14 protein-coding genes are annotated in these 14,545 nt (G+C 63.7%); 4 read left to right on the top strand and 10 right to left on the bottom strand.

The features are described 5' to 3' along the window. The first annotated feature begins 4 nt into the window (after positions 1 to 4). Complete coding sequence (locus BHQ40_RS05255) at positions 5 to 2,164, top strand: ComEC/Rec2 family competence protein (RefSeq protein WP_083276710.1); 2,160 nt, start codon at positions 5 to 7, stop codon at positions 2,162 to 2,164. Here BHQ40_RS05255 and lexA read toward each other — a convergent pair. The 9 genes from lexA to lepB form a co-directional block, all read right to left on the bottom strand. Further along, positions 2,161 to 2,835 (bottom strand): transcriptional repressor LexA, encoded by a 675-nt coding sequence (lexA, locus tag BHQ40_RS05250; RefSeq protein WP_070153437.1) that lies wholly within the window; start codon positions 2,833 to 2,835, stop codon positions 2,161 to 2,163. The two genes, BHQ40_RS05255 and lexA, sit on opposite strands and share 4 nt — an antisense overlap. Before the next feature lie 286 nt (positions 2,836 to 3,121). Next, entirely contained in the window at positions 3,122 to 4,306 is a 1,185-nt protein-coding gene (locus BHQ40_RS05245) for a molybdopterin molybdotransferase MoeA (RefSeq protein ID WP_070153436.1), read from the bottom strand. A 10-nt stretch (positions 4,307 to 4,316) separates the two neighbouring features. Next, on the bottom strand, positions 4,317 to 4,790 hold the full coding sequence (moaC, locus tag BHQ40_RS05240; protein ID WP_070153435.1) for a cyclic pyranopterin monophosphate synthase MoaC: 474 nt from the start codon (positions 4,788 to 4,790) through the stop codon (positions 4,317 to 4,319). Continuing rightward, positions 4,787 to 5,578, bottom strand: a complete 792-nt coding sequence (gene trpC, locus BHQ40_RS05235; protein WP_070153434.1) for an indole-3-glycerol phosphate synthase TrpC — start codon at positions 5,576 to 5,578, stop codon at positions 4,787 to 4,789. Before trpC ends, moaC begins: the two co-directional genes overlap by 4 nt. Then, positions 5,575 to 6,567: an anthranilate phosphoribosyltransferase gene (trpD, locus tag BHQ40_RS05230; RefSeq protein WP_070153433.1), complete on the bottom strand. Its 993-nt coding sequence runs from the start codon at positions 6,565 to 6,567 to the stop codon at positions 5,575 to 5,577. Before trpD ends, trpC begins: the two co-directional genes overlap by 4 nt. Positions 6,568 to 6,777: 210 nt before the next feature. After that, entirely contained in the window at positions 6,778 to 7,362 is a 585-nt protein-coding gene (locus BHQ40_RS05225; RefSeq protein ID WP_070153431.1) for an anthranilate synthase component II, read from the bottom strand. A 51-nt stretch (positions 7,363 to 7,413) separates the two neighbouring features. Further along, complete coding sequence (gene era / locus BHQ40_RS05220; RefSeq protein ID WP_070153428.1) at positions 7,414 to 8,307, bottom strand: GTPase Era; 894 nt, start codon at positions 8,305 to 8,307, stop codon at positions 7,414 to 7,416. After that, complete coding sequence (rnc, locus tag BHQ40_RS05215) at positions 8,304 to 8,957, bottom strand: ribonuclease III (protein WP_070153427.1); 654 nt, start codon at positions 8,955 to 8,957, stop codon at positions 8,304 to 8,306. Before rnc ends, era begins: the two co-directional genes overlap by 4 nt. Before the next feature lie 11 nt (positions 8,958 to 8,968). After that, complete coding sequence (lepB, locus tag BHQ40_RS05210) at positions 8,969 to 9,790, bottom strand: signal peptidase I (protein WP_070153424.1); 822 nt, start codon at positions 9,788 to 9,790, stop codon at positions 8,969 to 8,971. Positions 9,791 to 9,930: 140 nt separating this feature from the next. Between lepB and pgi the strand changes: the two genes are divergently transcribed. The 3 genes from pgi to gorA all read left to right on the top strand — a co-directional run bounded on the left by pgi (position 9,931) and on the right by gorA (position 13,999). Further along, on the top strand, positions 9,931 to 11,430 hold the full coding sequence (gene pgi / locus BHQ40_RS05205) for a glucose-6-phosphate isomerase (protein ID WP_070153421.1): 1,500 nt from the start codon (positions 9,931 to 9,933) through the stop codon (positions 11,428 to 11,430). A gap of 114 nt (positions 11,431 to 11,544) precedes the next feature. Continuing rightward, entirely contained in the window at positions 11,545 to 12,558 is a 1,014-nt protein-coding gene (locus BHQ40_RS05200; protein ID WP_083276709.1) for a class I SAM-dependent methyltransferase, read from the top strand. Between the two features lie 94 nt (positions 12,559 to 12,652). Continuing rightward, complete coding sequence (gene gorA, locus BHQ40_RS05195) at positions 12,653 to 13,999, top strand: glutathione-disulfide reductase (RefSeq protein WP_070153413.1); 1,347 nt, start codon at positions 12,653 to 12,655, stop codon at positions 13,997 to 13,999. 4 nt (positions 14,000 to 14,003) lie between these two features. On the opposite strand, the gene BHQ40_RS05190 is transcribed toward gorA, so the two are convergent. Continuing rightward, positions 14,004 to 14,480 (bottom strand): response regulator, encoded by a 477-nt coding sequence (locus BHQ40_RS05190; RefSeq protein WP_070153410.1) that lies wholly within the window; start codon positions 14,478 to 14,480, stop codon positions 14,004 to 14,006. Positions 14,481 to 14,545: the final 65 nt, after the last annotated feature.

The raw sequence follows: 14,545 nt of genomic DNA, 5'->3' as shown, positions 1-14,545 counted from the left end.
TAGCATGGCTTTTGAGCCACGACAAACCTCCACTAAGCGTTGGGGCGGACTATCTTTTTCCGTCCTGTTTTCGGTCATCGAGCGCTGGCTGGAAAAGGAGAGGGAACATATTGCCCTCTGGGCGCCGGTGGCGCTGGGTGGCGGCATTGCGGCATGGTTCCTGCTGCCGGGACCTTTCGCATGGATGGGATGGTGTTTCCTGTGCGCCGCGCTGATCGTGGCGGCGGGGCTGATTCCGGCCGGTTCCCGCCTGCGCATGATGCTGGCGGCGACCGGATTTCTGGCCAGCATCGGGTGCCTGATCATCTGGGGCAAGGCGGTGGCGTTCGGTGAGCCGCCGCTGGCGCGCGCGGCGTTCGTTCAAATGACCGGCCGTATCACGCATATCGAGCCGCTTCCGGCGCAGGGCAGCACGCGATTGGTGCTGACGCCCTTGGAGCGGCCTGACCTGCCTGCCCAAGTCCGGGTCAATATTGCGGACGCCGACCAGCCAGAGGGGCTGGCGGAGGGGGTCATCATCGCTTTTCGCGCGCGCATGATGCCGCCTGCGCCGCCCGCCGTGCCGGGCGCTTATGATTTCGCGCAACGCGCCTTCTTCATGGGGATCGGCGCGACGGGGAAGGCTTTGCCGCCCATAAAGATTGTCGAGACGCCGGCCGATGGCGGTCCTTCGCTGCGGCAGCGCCTTTCTACGCATATCCAGGCGCGGGTGGCGGGCGGACCGGGCGCAATCGCGGCAACCCTTGCAACCGGCGATCGGGGAGCAATCCCCGAAAACAATGCGGAAGCGATGCGGCGAAGCGGTCTGGCGCATTTGTTGTCGATCAGCGGCCTGCACGTCACTGCGCTGATCGGCGCAGTGATCTTCCTGATCCTCCGCCTGTTGGCGCTTAGTTCAAGGTTGGCGCTGCGATGGCCGCTGCTGCTCCTATCCGCTGCGGGGGGCGCTGCGGCGGGCATCGGCTACACCCTGCTGACGGGATCGGATGTGCCAACGGTGCGCTCCTGCGTCGCCGCGCTGCTTGTGCTGGGCGGCCTTGCGCTTGGCCGGGATTCCCTGACGCTCCGGCTGGTGGCGGCGGGCGCGCTGTTCATATTGCTGTTGTGGCCGGAATCGGTTGCCGGTCCCAGCTTTCAGATGAGCTTTACCGCCGTGACCGTGATTGTCGCCCTTGGCGAACATCCCCGGTTTCGCGCGCTGGTGTCGGCGCGGGAGGAGCGGATGCCCATTCGATTTCTACGTCATCTGCTGGGCCTTTTCCTGACCGGCCTCGCGATTGAAATCGCCTTGATGCCGATCGCTTTGTTCCATTTTCACCAGGCAGGCATGCTTGGGGCGATCGCAAATCTTATCGCCATTCCGCTGACCACCTTCATCATCATGCCGTTCGAGGCGCTGGCGCTGTTTCTCGATCTTGCCGGGCTTGGCTTTCCGGCTTGGTGGATTGTGGAGAAGGCGCTGGCGCTCCTGCTTATTGTGGCGCAAGCGGTCGCCGCCAGTCCCGGCGCGGTCGCGCTGACGCCTGCGACGTCCCCTATGGCGTTCGGGCTGACGGTGGCGGGCGGTCTCTGGTGCCTGTTATGGCGGAGCCGGGCGCGCTGGATCGGCCTCCTGCCCGTGCTGGCGGGCGCGGCCATGATCGCCATGACGCCAAAACCCGACATTATGGTGACGGGCGACGGACGCCATGTCGCCATACGCCTGCCCGATGGCGGCATGGCGATATTGCGCGACAAGGCGGGCGACTATGTGCGGGACGCGCTTTCGGAAAGCGCGGGCTATGATGGTGATCTGGCAGCCTTTGCGGATATTCCGGCGGCGCGATGCAGCCGGGACCTGTGCAATGTCGATATCGTACGAGGAGAACGCCGCTGGCGGATGCTCGCGACCCGCAGTTTCGATCTGGTTCCCGCCAGCCAGCTTGCGCGCGATTGCGCCGCCGCTGATGTGGTGGTGAGCGAAAGGCGGTTGCCGCGCACCTGTAATCCGCGCTGGCTGAAGATCGACCGGTCCATGTTGCGCCGTACAGGCGGCGTCGCCATCTATTTGCGGCAGGGCGTGATAAAGACCGTGAAACGAAAAGGCGACGCCCATCCATGGATGACGCCGCCTTCACATTTCTCCCAATATTCCCGCCAGAAGGCCGGAAACATTGCGCCTTAATTATACCGGCGCAGCAGCCCGGCAAGCTTGCCCTGGATGCGCACCTGCGCCGCATCGTAAAGCTGCGGCTCATAGGCCGAATTTGCCGGATCGAGCCGGACGCGAGGGCCCTCGCGGCGGAAATATTTGAGCGTAGCCTCGCTCTCGTCGATCAGGGCGACGACGATCTGCCCCTCGCGCGCAACGTCGGTCTTCTGGATCAGCGCGAAGTCGCCGTCGAGAATGCCAGCCTCCATCATGGAGTCCCCGGCCACTTCCAGAGCATAATGATCGCCCGCACCCAACAGCGCGGCGGGAACGGACAGCATATTCTGCCCCTCCATCGCCTCTATCGGCACACCGGCGGCGATGCGGCCATGCATGGGGATTTCGATGATATCATTGGCCGCGATCGGCATGATCGGCGCAGGCGCTTTGGGTACTGCAACCAGCGCGGGCTTCTTCGCCCGCTCCATGCCCTCCGGCAGCTTGAGCACTTCCAGCGCTCGCGCCCGGTTGGGCAGGCGGCGGATGAAGCCGCGTTCCTCCAGCGCGCTGATCAACCGGTGGATCCCGGACTTGGAACGCAGGTCCAGCGCATCCTTCATCTCCTCGAAAGAAGGTGACACGCCACCCTCCTCAAGCCGCCGGTGAATGAAGCTGAGCAGTTCCTGTTGCTTTGACGTCATCATGATCTGTCACCATTTTTGGAACGGATGCAGAACGCATAGGAAACACATGGTGGCAAGTCAAGCGGCAACGCTTCGTCGCATCCGGCGGAACCGGAAAGCCGGGATAGCGGTTTTTCCAGTCATGATGATGCCGGAGCCAGAAATGCCAGAACAACGCAGCAAGGTGGAAGACCGCCGCCGCAACCCGTATGAGAAGCGCCAGCGCCAGTTGGGCGACGAGCGCCGCCGCGATTTCTTCCCCGGCAAGGCCCAATATCAATAAAAGTCCATCGCGCCGGATCAGGCGTCAAAAGGTGATCACGGGCACCAGCGTTCCAGCGTCTGCGGCCGGCGTGCCCGCATGGCGAATGATGAAGCAATTGGCGCACGCAAGCGATTGCAGCATCGCGCTGTCCTGTTCTCCCGACACCGCCACTGATCCGTCAGTCAGGGTGGCCCGGAGATAAGCGTCGCGCTGACTGGCGTTGGCGTCCATCGCTTCGCCGAGCGGCGTCATCACCGGCACGGGCAGGGGGGAGATGCTACCTGCACATTTGCGGATGACGGGCAGCAGAAAAAGCGTCGCCGTGGCGAATGCCGATACGGGATTGCCGGGCAACCCGATCACAAGCGCGGAATCCAGCCTGCCCGAAATGAGCGGTTTGCCGGGGCGCATGGCGATTTTCCAGAAATCGATCGCGCCACCCGCCGCTTCCAGAGCAGGACGCACCAGATCATGATCGCCGACCGACGCGCCGCCAGTGGTGACGATGATGTCCGCGCTTTTCGCACGAATGAAGGCGTGGGTCAGTATGTCCAGCGAATCGGAGATGATCCCCACCTGCTCCACCTCGCACGGGAGAGCGGACAGCATAGCGCCCAGCATCACGGCGTTGGACGCAGGCAGGCGGCCCGGCGGCGCATCCTCGCCCGGCTCGACCAGTTCGCTGCCGGTGGAGATTAAGGCGATCCGCGGCTTGCGCCCGACCGGCAGCGCGCCATATCCGCCGATCGCTGCTAGCGCTATATGGGCGGGATTGAGCCGGGTGCCGCCTTCGATCAGCGTGTCGCCAATGGCGAAGTCCGATCTGGCCCGGCGCACATGCGCGCCCGCGCGCGGCGTGACGCCGGGAGCTAGCCGGATGACGTCGCCGGTCCGGGTCACATCCTCCTGCATCACCACCATGTCCGCGCCGGACGGTAATGGCGCGCCGGTGAAAATCCGCATCGCCTGTCCACTGCTCAGAGGAGCCAGGGAGGCGTCGCCCGCCGCGCTTTCGCCTGCGACCTGCCAAGGTCCGGGCAAGTCAGAATGCCGGATGGCGTAACCGTCCATGGCGGACAGGTCGGCCCAGGGTTGGTCGCGTCGCGCAAGCACATCCCCGGTCAGCCATCGTCCGATGCACTGGTCCAGCGGCGCCGTTTCCCCGCCCAGAGCGGGAGCCGCGTCGAGCAACCGCCTTTGCGCCTCCGCGACGGGCAACAGGCTCACGGGCGGAGGCTCACGGTTCCGCCCGCCAGTCGCCAGATTTGCCGCCGGTCTTGGAAAGGAGGCGGACATTGCCGATGACCATGGCCTTGTCCATCGCCTTCGCCATGTCATAGATGGTCAGCAAGGCGACGGAGACGGCGGTCATCGCCTCCATCTCAACCCCTGTCTGTGCGGCGATCCGCGCTGTCGCGGTCGCGGTGACGCCGCTTTCGTCCAGTGCGAATTCCACCGTCACTGCGCTCAGCGGCAGGGGGTGGCAAAGCGGGATCAGGTCGGCGGTTTTTTTCGCGGCCATGATGCCTGCGATGCGAGCGACGGCGAGCACATCGCCCTTTTTCACCAGGCCATCGGCGATCGCTCTGGCGGCATCGGCGGACATGCTGATCCGGCCGGTCGCCACCGCCTCGCGCACGGTTACATTCTTGGCCGACACATCGACCATGCGCGCGCTGCCATCGGCGTCGATATGGGTGAGACCGCTCATGTTCCCGTCAATAGCATGCGCGTAGCCGCTTCGACATCGGCTTGCCGCATCAGCGCCTCGCCAACCAGGAAGCAGCGGACGTCATGCCCGGCCATAGCGGTGAGATCGGCATGGGAGGTGAGGCCGCTTTCCGCGACGAAGGTGCATCCCTCCGGCGCTTGCCCAACCAGTTCATAAGTGCGTGCGAAATCCACGGTAAAATCGCGCAGGTCGCGATTGTTGACGCCGATCAGCCGCGATTTGAGCTTCAGCGCGCGCTCCAGTTCCTGCGCGTCGTGCACCTCGACAAGAGCGTCCATGCCCAGATCCAGCGCCACCGCCTCAATCTCCGTCATTTCCGCGTCATCCAAAGCGGCGGCTATGATCAGGATCGCATCGGCGCCCAACGCGCGGGCCTCCAGCACCTGCCAGGGATCGATCATGAAATCCTTGCGCAAGACAGGCAGGGCGCAGGCGGCGCGCGCGGCGATCAGATAATCGTCATGCCCCTGAAAATACGGCTCGTCGGTAAGAACCGAGAGGCAGGCCGCACCCGCCGCTTCATAGGCCTTGGCATGGGCTGGCGGATCGAAATCGGGGCGGATCAGGCCCTTGGAGGGGCTGGCCTTCTTGATCTCCGCGATCAGGCCATATCCGGTTTGCGCCTTTGCATCCAGAGCGGCTCGGAAGCCGCGCGGCGGCGTTTGCCCGGCGGCGCGCTCATGCAGGCTGGAGAGAGAGATTGCGGCCTTGCGGCGGGCGACTTCCTCCCGCTTCACATCGCAGATTTCGATCAGCTTGTTGGTCATTTATAGGCTATCCAGCAATTGAGCAGGGCATTGGCAAGGCCCTTGTCGATGGCTTCGGCGGCCTCCTCTACACCTTCGCGCAGGTCGGTCGCCGCGCCCGCCACCATCAGCGCGGCGGCGGCGTTGAACAGCACGGCGTCGCGATAGGGGCCGGTCTCGCCAAGCAGCAAGGCGCGCAGGGCGGCGGCATTATGCGCCGGGTCGCCTCCCCGGATGGCGGAGATGGGATGTGTGGGCAGGCCGGCATCGGCGGGGGACCAGCGGCGCATGGCGACGACGCCATCGCCGGTTATGTCCGCAATGTCGTTGCCGCCCGCAACCGAAAGCTCGTCCAGCCCCTCGTCGCCCGACACCACCATCGCGCGGTCGATGCCAAGCTGCGCCAATGCTTCGGCATAGATGGGTACATAGGAGGGGCGGGCGATGCCGACCAACTGCCTGTTCACCCGCGCTGGATTGGCGAGAGGACCCATCAGGTTGAAAATCGTCCGCTGGCCAATGGCCTTGCGGATTGGCCCCAGCCGTTTCAGCGCGGGATGGTGATTCTGCGCGAACAGGAAACAGATGCCGATATCCGCCAGCGAACGCTCGGCCTGTTCCGCCACATGGTTGAGGTCAAGGCCCAGAGCCTCCAGCGTGTCGGCTGCCCCCGCCTTGGACGAGGCTGCCCGGTTGCCATGCTTGGCGACCGGCACGTCGCAGGCCGCAACGACGAGCGAAACGGCTGTCGATACGTTCAGCGTGTGGTGCCCGTCGCCGCCGGTGCCGCACACGTCGATTGCGCCCTCCGGCGCTTCGATAGGGATCATGCGCGCCCGCATCGCTTGCGCGGCGGCGGCGATCTCCGCGGCTGTCTCACCGCGCTGGCTCATGCCGGTCAGGAAAGCCGCGATTGCCTCGTCGCTTACCGTGCCGTCCAATATCGCCGTGAATGCGGATGCGGCTTCATCGGCGGCCAATGGCGTGGAGGGATTAGGCAGAGCGGTCATGGCGCGTGCCTTAGCGGGCGGAGGCAGGGAGAGTCGAGAGAGGTCAGCAGAGGATCATGCACCTGTTGTGCATCGGCCCTGTCTTGAGTGGGCGGAGCCACAACATCCGTTCGCTTCGAGCGCAGTCGAGAAGCATCGCGCTGGTTTCTCGACTGCGCTCGAAACGAACGGGGGTCGTTCAATTTTTACGGAACAGAGGATTCGAGCTAATCAGGCCCGCTCCTTCACCCGCATGCCTGCGATCGCCATGAAATTGGCCAGCATGGCGTGGCCATGTTCCGTCGCGATGCTTTCCGGGTGGAATTGCACGCTGTGGATCGGCAGCGTCTTGTGCCGGAAAGCCATGACCGATCCATCCTCCGCCGTGGCGTTGACCGCCAGGCAGTCCGGAATGTCCTCGACAATCAGCGAGTGATAGCGAGTGGCGGTGAAGGGGGAGGGCAACCCTTCGAACATGCCCGTGCCGTCATGCCGAACCGGCGAAGTCTTGCCGTGCATCAGTCCGCCGCGCACCACCTTGCCGCCGAAATGCTGGCCGATCGCCTGATGGCCCAGGCACACGCCCAGCAGCGGCTTGCCGGTTTCCGCGCAGGCGGCAACCATATCAAGGCTGATGCCCGCTTCATTGGGCGTGCAGGGACCGGGCGAAAGCAGAAAGGCCTGCGCGCCGGATGACAGGGCCTGCCCCGCCGACATGGCGTCGTTGCGGACGACCTCAACCTGCGCGCCAAGCTCCATCAGATAATGGACCAGATTCCAGGTAAAGCTGTCATAATTGTCGATGACGAGGATCATGGCATTCCGCTTAGCGTCCGCGCGGCGTTATTCAAAGGGATTCTGGGGGCTTTATTCCACCCAGTCGAGACCGATGTCGCGGTACACGCCCCGGTCATCCTCCCAGTCCGCCTTCACCTTCACATGCAGGTAGAGGTGGACAGACACGCCCAGCAGCGCCGCCAGTTCCGCCCGCGCCTTCGACCCGATTTCCTTCAGGCGCGCGCCGCCCTTGCCCAGCACGATCGCGCGCTGACTGGTCCGGCCGATCAGGATCTGCTGGTGGATCTCCACCGACCCGTCCGGCCGCTCGGAATATTTCTCCGTCTCGACCGCCGCCGCATAGGGCAGTTCGGCGTGAAGCTGGTGGTAGAGCTGTTCGCGCGTGATTTCCGCGGCCAGCATGCGGTCGGTCGCGTCCGATACCTGATCCTCCGGGAAATGCCATGGCCCCTCCGGCATCGCTTTGGCCAGCGCGGACTTGAGTTCGGGCAGGCCGTCGCCCGTCGCGGCGCTGACGAAGAATATCTCCTCAAAACCGACGGAGCCGTTCAGCCGTTCGGCATGGACGAGCAGCTTTTCCTTGATGGCGATATCGACCTTGTTGATGATCAGCCATTTGCGTTCCTTGCGCTCCTGCAGACCCTCGACCGCGCGCGCCAGCTTCTCACCCAGCCCGGCCTTGCCGTCGATCACAAGCGCGATCAGGTCGGCATTCTGCGCACCGCCCCAGGCCGCCTGCACCATCGCGCGATCCAGCCGGCGCTTGGGTTCGAATATGCCGGGCGTGTCGACCAGAACGATCTGCGCCTCACCCTCCATCGCGACGCCCATGACGCGGGTGCGGGTCGTCTGCGCCTTTGGGCTGGTGATCGCGACCTTCTGCCCCACCAGCGCATTGACCAGGGTGGATTTGCCCGCATTGGGCGCGCCGACAACGGCAACGATGCCGCAGCTCTGGCTCATGACAGTTTCTCCAAAAGAGCCTTGGCGGCGGCGGTTTCCGCCTCCTGCTTTGACCCGCCCTCGGCCGATGCGTCGCCCGCGCCCTTGATCGACACCGTGACGGTGAAGCGCAGGGCGTGATGGGGGCCGGATTTGCCGGTCATAACATATTCGGGCGGCTTGCGGCGATTGGCGGCCGCCCACTCCTGCAGCGCGGACTTGGGATGTTTGGGCGCGCTGTTCTGGGTATGCACCCGGTCGCTCCACAGGCGCTTCACCAGCGTCCGCGCTTCATCGATCCCGCCATCCAGGAACAGTGCGCCGATGATCGCCTCCATGACGTCTCCCAGCACATTGTCGCTGTCCGCCGCGCCATCGTCGCGCGCCTGCTTGCCGAGCACCAGATGTGGCTGCACGCTGATCGAGCGGGCGACCTCTGCGCAGGTTTCGCCGGAGACCAGGGCGTTGAACCGGCGCGACAGCGACCCTTCGGGCTCCGTCGGGAACAGGGTGAAAAGCCATTCCGCCATGACGATGCCGAGCACGCGGTCGCCCAGAAACTCCAGCCGCTGATAATCGCTGCCGCCTGCGCTGCCATGCGTGAGCGCCTGGGTGAACAGCGCGGGTTTCCCCGGCGCGCGCCCGATCAGCTCCTCAATCCACGCGCCCATGCCGGATCGGCTCAAAAGCCTTCCCCGATGCGGTCCCAGCGGGCGGCCGTGAACCAGGTCCAGGGGAGCAGCCAGTTGGCGCTGCCGTCCGTCGAGAATACCGACACCAGTGCGCGGCCGACCAGATTTTCCTCCGGCACGAGGCCAATGCCGCCGCCTTCCTCGGCCGGGAAACGGCTGTCGGCGCTGCGGTCGCGGTTGTCGCCCATCAGGAACAGATGGCCTTCGGGTACCACGACGGTATCGCGATTGTCGGCCGGGCCGTCCTGCACCAGATCGAGGACATTGTAGCTTTTGCCATTGGGCAGCGTTTCGCGATATTGTGGGTAGCGGCAATTCATGCCCCCGGCCACTGCCTCCTCAAATTCCGGGCGATAGCAGGGGGAGCGATTGCCTTCCTTCTCCGCCGCGTCGATCATGTTCTGGGAGGCGGGGATAACAAGATCGGCGATCTTCTGCTTCGGAATCGCCTGGCCGTTCAGGATGACCGTGCCATTCTGTATCGATATCAGATCGCCCGGCAGGCCGATGACGCGCTTTATATAGTCCTGCTTCACAGTCGGCGGGGCCTTGAACACCACGACGTCGCCGCGTTCGGGCCGCGACGCCAGCACTCGCCCAGGGATTAGCGGCACGGAGAAGGGCAGGCTGTAGCGCGAATAGCCATAGGGCCATTTCGCAACGAGCAGATAGTCGCCGATCAACAGCCGCGGCTGCATCGATTCCGAAGGGATATTGAAGGGGGAGACTATGAAGCTGCGCAGGATAAACACGAACAGTGCGAGCTTTGCGAGAAACCAGAGGAAGTCCCGCGTTTCGGATTGTTTGGCCATTGCGCCCCGTACATCCTTTTCCGCCATTTGTCGCGCATTTGTAAGGTCGCGGCGTAATGGTCAAGGGACCCGCATAGTTTCCGCGCTTTCCTTCCGCTAAGAAGGCCGGGAATCGCCCATCGTCAGGAGCATCCGACCCTATGCCGAGCCAAGCCTGGACAGCCATTTCGAACCAGCCAGTTCCCGAACTCAAGACCATATTCGAGTCCGATCCCGGCAGGTTGTCCAAGCTGACGCTGACCCACGGGCCGCTGCGGTTCGACTGGTCCAAGACACATCTGACGGATGGGCTGATCGACGCCTTTGTCGGATTGGCCGAGGAAGTGGATTTCGCCGGCCGCCGGGACGCCCTGTTCAACGGCGAGAAGATCAACAATACGGAAGGCCGCGCCGCCGAGCATCCGGCAGAGCGCGGCGAGGGCAATGCAGAAAGCGTCGCGCAGGCCAAGGCGCTGCACGGCCGGATGCGCGGCCTGATCGACGTTATAGAGGCCGATGGCCTGGGCGCCGTGCGGCATATTCTGCATGTCGGCATTGGCGGGTCTGCGCTTGGGCCGGACGTGATTGTCGATGCGCTGAGCGATGAAGCCGGGCGGTATGACGTCGCCATCGTGTCCAATGTCGATGGCGTGGCGCTGGAAAAGGCGATGGCGCGGTTTGATCCGCATGCGACGATCCTGGCGGTCGCTTCCAAGACCTTCACCACCACCGAAACCATGCTGAACGCCGCCAGCGCCATTGCCTGGATGCAGGAGGCGGGCGTCGACGATCCCTATGGCCGGGTGATCGCGCTGACGGCATCGCCGGACAAGGCCATGGAATGGGGCGTGGACGAAACACGCATCCTGCCGTTCAACGAGTCCGTCGGCGGGCGCTATTCGCTCTGGTCGTCGATCGGCTTCCCGGCGGCGCTTGCGCTTGGTTGGGGGGCGTTTGAAAGCCTGCTGGAAGGGGCGGCGGCGATGGACCGCCATTTCCGGCTTGCCGCGCCGCGCGAAAATGCGCCGCTGATCGCTGCGTTCGTGGATCAGTTCTACGCCCGCATCCTGAAATGCCAGACCCGCGCTGTCTTTGCCTATGATGAGCGGCTGAAGCTCCTTCCCTCTTACCTTCAACAACTTGAGATGGAGAGCAATGGCAAGAGCGTGAAGGCGGATGGCTCGCCCGTCGATGGCCCGACCTCCGCCATCACCTGGGGCGGCGTAGGCACGGATGCGCAGCATGCGGTGTTCCAGTTGCTGCATCAGGGCACGCATGTCGTGCCCGTCGAGTTCATTGCGTCGAAGGAGCCGGGACACAGCCTTGACCCGGCCCATCACCGGACGCTGCTCGTCAACTGCTTTGCTCAGGGCGCTGCACTGATGCGGGGCAAGGAGAATGCCGGTGATCCGGCGCGCGCCTATCCGGGCAATCGCCCATCGACGACGATCCTGCTCGACGATGTGACGCCGGAGGCGCTGGGCGCTCTGATCGCCTTTTACGAGCATCGCACCTTCGCCAACGCCATGCTGATGGAGATTAATCCTTTCGACCAGTTCGGCGTGGAGCTGGGCAAGGAAATCGCCAAATCGATCGAAAAGGATGGTCCGACCGGTTTTGACCCCTCGACCATGGCCCTGATCGATCTCGCCCTGAGCTAAGCGATCGGCGGACTCGGCTGATCGCACGCCTGCCGCGCGCTATGGCGTTCGGCTTGCGTTGCTCTGCTATTTGCGGCCTTATCAGTCGGCAGGCGGCAACAGCATCGATCGGGCATGCAGGCACAGCGCAACGCACAGCATTTCGAAATTCGCGAGACATGCCCCGTTTGCGGGCAGCGGGGGAGTGATCCCTTCTACACGGCGCCAATGGCGGCCGACCCGGTGCGCAGCTTCATCGCCAGCCAATATGACGAGCAGCAGGGCAGGGTGGACTGGGGCAGGCTGGAGGGCACCGACTATAGCCTGGTCCAGTGCGACGTCTGCGCGCTTGTCTATCAACGCCACGTGCCCAACGACGCGCTGCTGACCCATATCTATTCCGAGATGATAGCGCCCCGCTTTCTTGCGGAACTGGAGCGTGAACGGCTGACGCTCGACAATTTTCACAAGGTGGCAGGCGAGTTGTCGGTGCTGTTCAAGGCGACGGACAAGCATCCTTCCGACATCCGCTTTCTGGACTATGGCTTCGGATATGGCCGCTGGGCGCGAGTGGCGCGGGCGCTGGGCGCGCAGGTGGCGGCTACCGAGCTGGGCGATGACAAGAAGCGGGCGGCCGCATCCATCGGTGTGGAAATGATAGACGAAGGCGTGATCGAGGCCGCTGGGGTGAGCGGCGAGCGCTTTGATATCGTCCATACCGAACAGGTGTTCGAGCATCTGGTCGAACCTGGAGAGGCGTTTCGCCGTCTCGCCGCCGCCACGGACGGGATCATGAAAGTGGCCGTTCCCCGTGGAGGGAGCATCCGCCGTCTGCTGGCCCGGCGCGGTCTGACGCGGATATCGCCGTTTCAGAAAGCGCGGATGGGGAAGGCGTGGCGGCGGGATGATTTCGCCTTTGCCGCGGTCCAGCCGCTGGAGCATCTCAACGCCTATAGCGGCCGCACGATGCAGTGGCTGGCGCAGGCCAATGGCCTGAAGATCATTGGCCGCGCACGGGAAAGCGTGACAACTGTCGATCATACCAGCATGCGCGGTTTTGCCAGCTCCGCTGCGCGGCTGGGTGCCAAACTTGGCCGGCGGATGCTGGGCGGCGGCGATGACGGCTATTATCTCTTTCGGAAGACCTAGCGGGATTTCCCGGCCCGCCTTGCCACTTCAGGCGATTTCCCATTTGTAACGCGAACCAAGCCACGCCATATCCCGCGCCAAGTGGAGATTGTGCATGAGCGATTATGACTATGACCTGTTCGTCATCGGCGCTGGATCGGGAGGGGTAAGGGCCGCCCGCGTCTCCTCCGCGCATGGGGCCAGGGTTGCGATCGCAGAGGAATATCGCGTCGGCGGCACCTGCGTCATTCGCGGTTGCGTGCCCAAGAAGCTGCTCGTGTTCGGCGCGCATTTCGCCGAGGATCTGAAAGATGCGCGCCGTTTCGGCTGGAATGTGCCGGATTGTGATTTCGACTGGAAAACGCTGCGCGACAATGTGCTGGCCGATGTCGACAGGCTGGAGGGTCTCTATACCCAGACGCTGGGCAATCATAAGGTCGAGATCATCCCGGAGCGGGCGACAGTCGCCGGTCCGCATGAAGTGAAACTGGCCAGTGGCAAGACGGTCACCGCGAAATATATTCTCGTCGCCACCGGCGCCTGGCCGATGGTGCCGGAGGTAGAGGGCGCCGAGCATGGCGTGACCTCAAATGAGGTGTTTCATCTGGATGAATGCCCCAAGCGCGTCGTGATCGCTGGCGGCGGCTATATCGCCAATGAGTTTGCTGGCATCTTCCACGAATTTGGCGCGCATGTGACGCTCGTCAACCGGTCGGACCAGATGCTGCGCAGCTATGACGCGCAAATCCGCGACCGCCTGCTGCAGATCAGCATGGGGAAAGGGATCAACTTCCGCTTCAATGCGCAGATGGAACGGATCGAAAAGAATGAGGATGGCACCATGTGCATCCGCATCAAGGATGGCGATCCCATCGCGTGCGATCTGCTGCTGTTCGCCACCGGCCGCAAGCCCAAGAGCGACAATCTTGGCCTGGAGGATGTAGGGGTCGAGATTGACGACAAGGGCGCGATCAAGGTGGACGACCATAACCGAACCAATGTCGAAAGCATCTATGCGGTGGGCGACGTCACCAACCGGGTGCAATTGACCCCGGTGGCCATCCGCGAGGGGCATGCCTTTGCGGACACCGTGTTCGGCGGCAATCCGCGCACTGTCGACTATGGCTGCATACCCTCAGCCGTGTTCAGCCACCCGCCGCTTGCCGCCGTCGGCATGACGGAGACTGAGGCGCGCAACAAGCTGGGCACGGTCAAAGTCTACACGTCCGACTTCCGGGCGATGAAGAATGTCCTCGCCAACCGCAACGAGCGCGCGCTCTACAAGATGATCGTTGATGCGACGACTGACCGAGTAGTCGGCCTGCATATGATCGGTCCCGACGCGCCGGAGATTCTGCAGGCGGCGGCGGTCGCCGTGAAGGCGGGGCTGACCAAGCAGGATTTCGACGATACCGTCGCGCTTCACCCCAGCATGGCGGAGGAGCTGGTGCTGCTGAAATAAGTATTCAGGCGGCTTCGGCGTCCGGCGCGGCTTGCGCCGCCTCCGCCTTGGTGGGTAGGGTGGTGCCGCAGGTGCGGTAGGAGGCGTGATTGAAATGCCCCTGGGCGGCGTCTTTCAGCAGTTGGCAAAGCTTTGCGCCGTTGGCGATGAGCTTTGACTTGTCGAAACAGGCGACCGCACCCCTTGCGAACGCTTCCTTGCAAATGTCCGATTTATGCTTGGCGGAGGAGGAGACCAGTACCGCCGACATGGGATGCCAGTGATCCTTGATCCGGTCCAGGAAATCCAGGCCGTTGAGGCCCGGGAGGTGAAGATCGACGGCGATGACGTCGGGCGTCACCTGATCGATCATGGCCAACGCTTCCTCCGCGCTCTCGGCGAGGCCTACAAGCTTGAGTTCGGGGTCAGCGAGCAGCAACTCCTCGAACATGGCGCGGATGGTGAGAGAGTCGTCGATCACAAGGACGCGCGGGCGAAGCATTCGGCGTAAACTCTCATTCTGCCGTCAGGCGGAGCATTCATCCCGTTATGAGAGTGAATCCAGTT

The sequence above is a fragment of the Sphingobium phenoxybenzoativorans genome (assembly GCF_001757355.1).
GTDB classification, from domain to species: Bacteria; Pseudomonadota; Alphaproteobacteria; order Sphingomonadales; family Sphingomonadaceae; genus Sphingobium; species Sphingobium phenoxybenzoativorans.
Note: the sequence above shows the minus strand (reverse complement) of the source record. Positions and strands in the feature narration are given on the sequence as shown.

Excerpts from the sequence above, each read along its gene's own strand:
- trpD (WP_070153433.1), bottom strand. The coding sequence starts at position 6,567 with ATGACCGCTCTGCCTAATCCCTCCACGCCATTGGCCGCCGATGAAGCC.
- BHQ40_RS05190 (WP_070153410.1), bottom strand. The coding sequence starts at position 14,480 with ATGCTTCGCCCGCGCGTCCTTGTGATCGACGACTCTCTCACCATCCGC.
- moaC (WP_070153435.1), bottom strand. The coding sequence starts at position 4,790 with ATGAGCGGTCTCACCCATATCGACGCCGATGGCAGCGCGCGCATGGTC.
- BHQ40_RS05225 (WP_070153431.1), bottom strand. The coding sequence starts at position 7,362 with ATGATCCTCGTCATCGACAATTATGACAGCTTTACCTGGAATCTGGTC.
- lepB (WP_070153424.1), bottom strand. The coding sequence starts at position 9,790 with ATGGCCAAACAATCCGAAACGCGGGACTTCCTCTGGTTTCTCGCAAAG.
- trpC (WP_070153434.1), bottom strand. The coding sequence starts at position 5,578 with ATGACCAACAAGCTGATCGAAATCTGCGATGTGAAGCGGGAGGAAGTC.
- lexA (WP_070153437.1), bottom strand. The coding sequence starts at position 2,835 with ATGATGACGTCAAAGCAACAGGAACTGCTCAGCTTCATTCACCGGCGG.
- gorA (WP_070153413.1), top strand. The coding sequence starts at position 12,653 with ATGAGCGATTATGACTATGACCTGTTCGTCATCGGCGCTGGATCGGGA.
- rnc (WP_070153427.1), bottom strand. The coding sequence starts at position 8,957 with ATGGGCGCGTGGATTGAGGAGCTGATCGGGCGCGCGCCGGGGAAACCC.
- pgi (WP_070153421.1), top strand. The coding sequence starts at position 9,931 with ATGCCGAGCCAAGCCTGGACAGCCATTTCGAACCAGCCAGTTCCCGAA.
- BHQ40_RS05255 (WP_083276710.1), top strand. The coding sequence starts at position 5 with ATGGCTTTTGAGCCACGACAAACCTCCACTAAGCGTTGGGGCGGACTA.
- BHQ40_RS05200 (WP_083276709.1), top strand. The coding sequence starts at position 11,545 with ATGCAGGCACAGCGCAACGCACAGCATTTCGAAATTCGCGAGACATGC.
- era (WP_070153428.1), bottom strand. The coding sequence starts at position 8,307 with ATGAGCCAGAGCTGCGGCATCGTTGCCGTTGTCGGCGCGCCCAATGCG.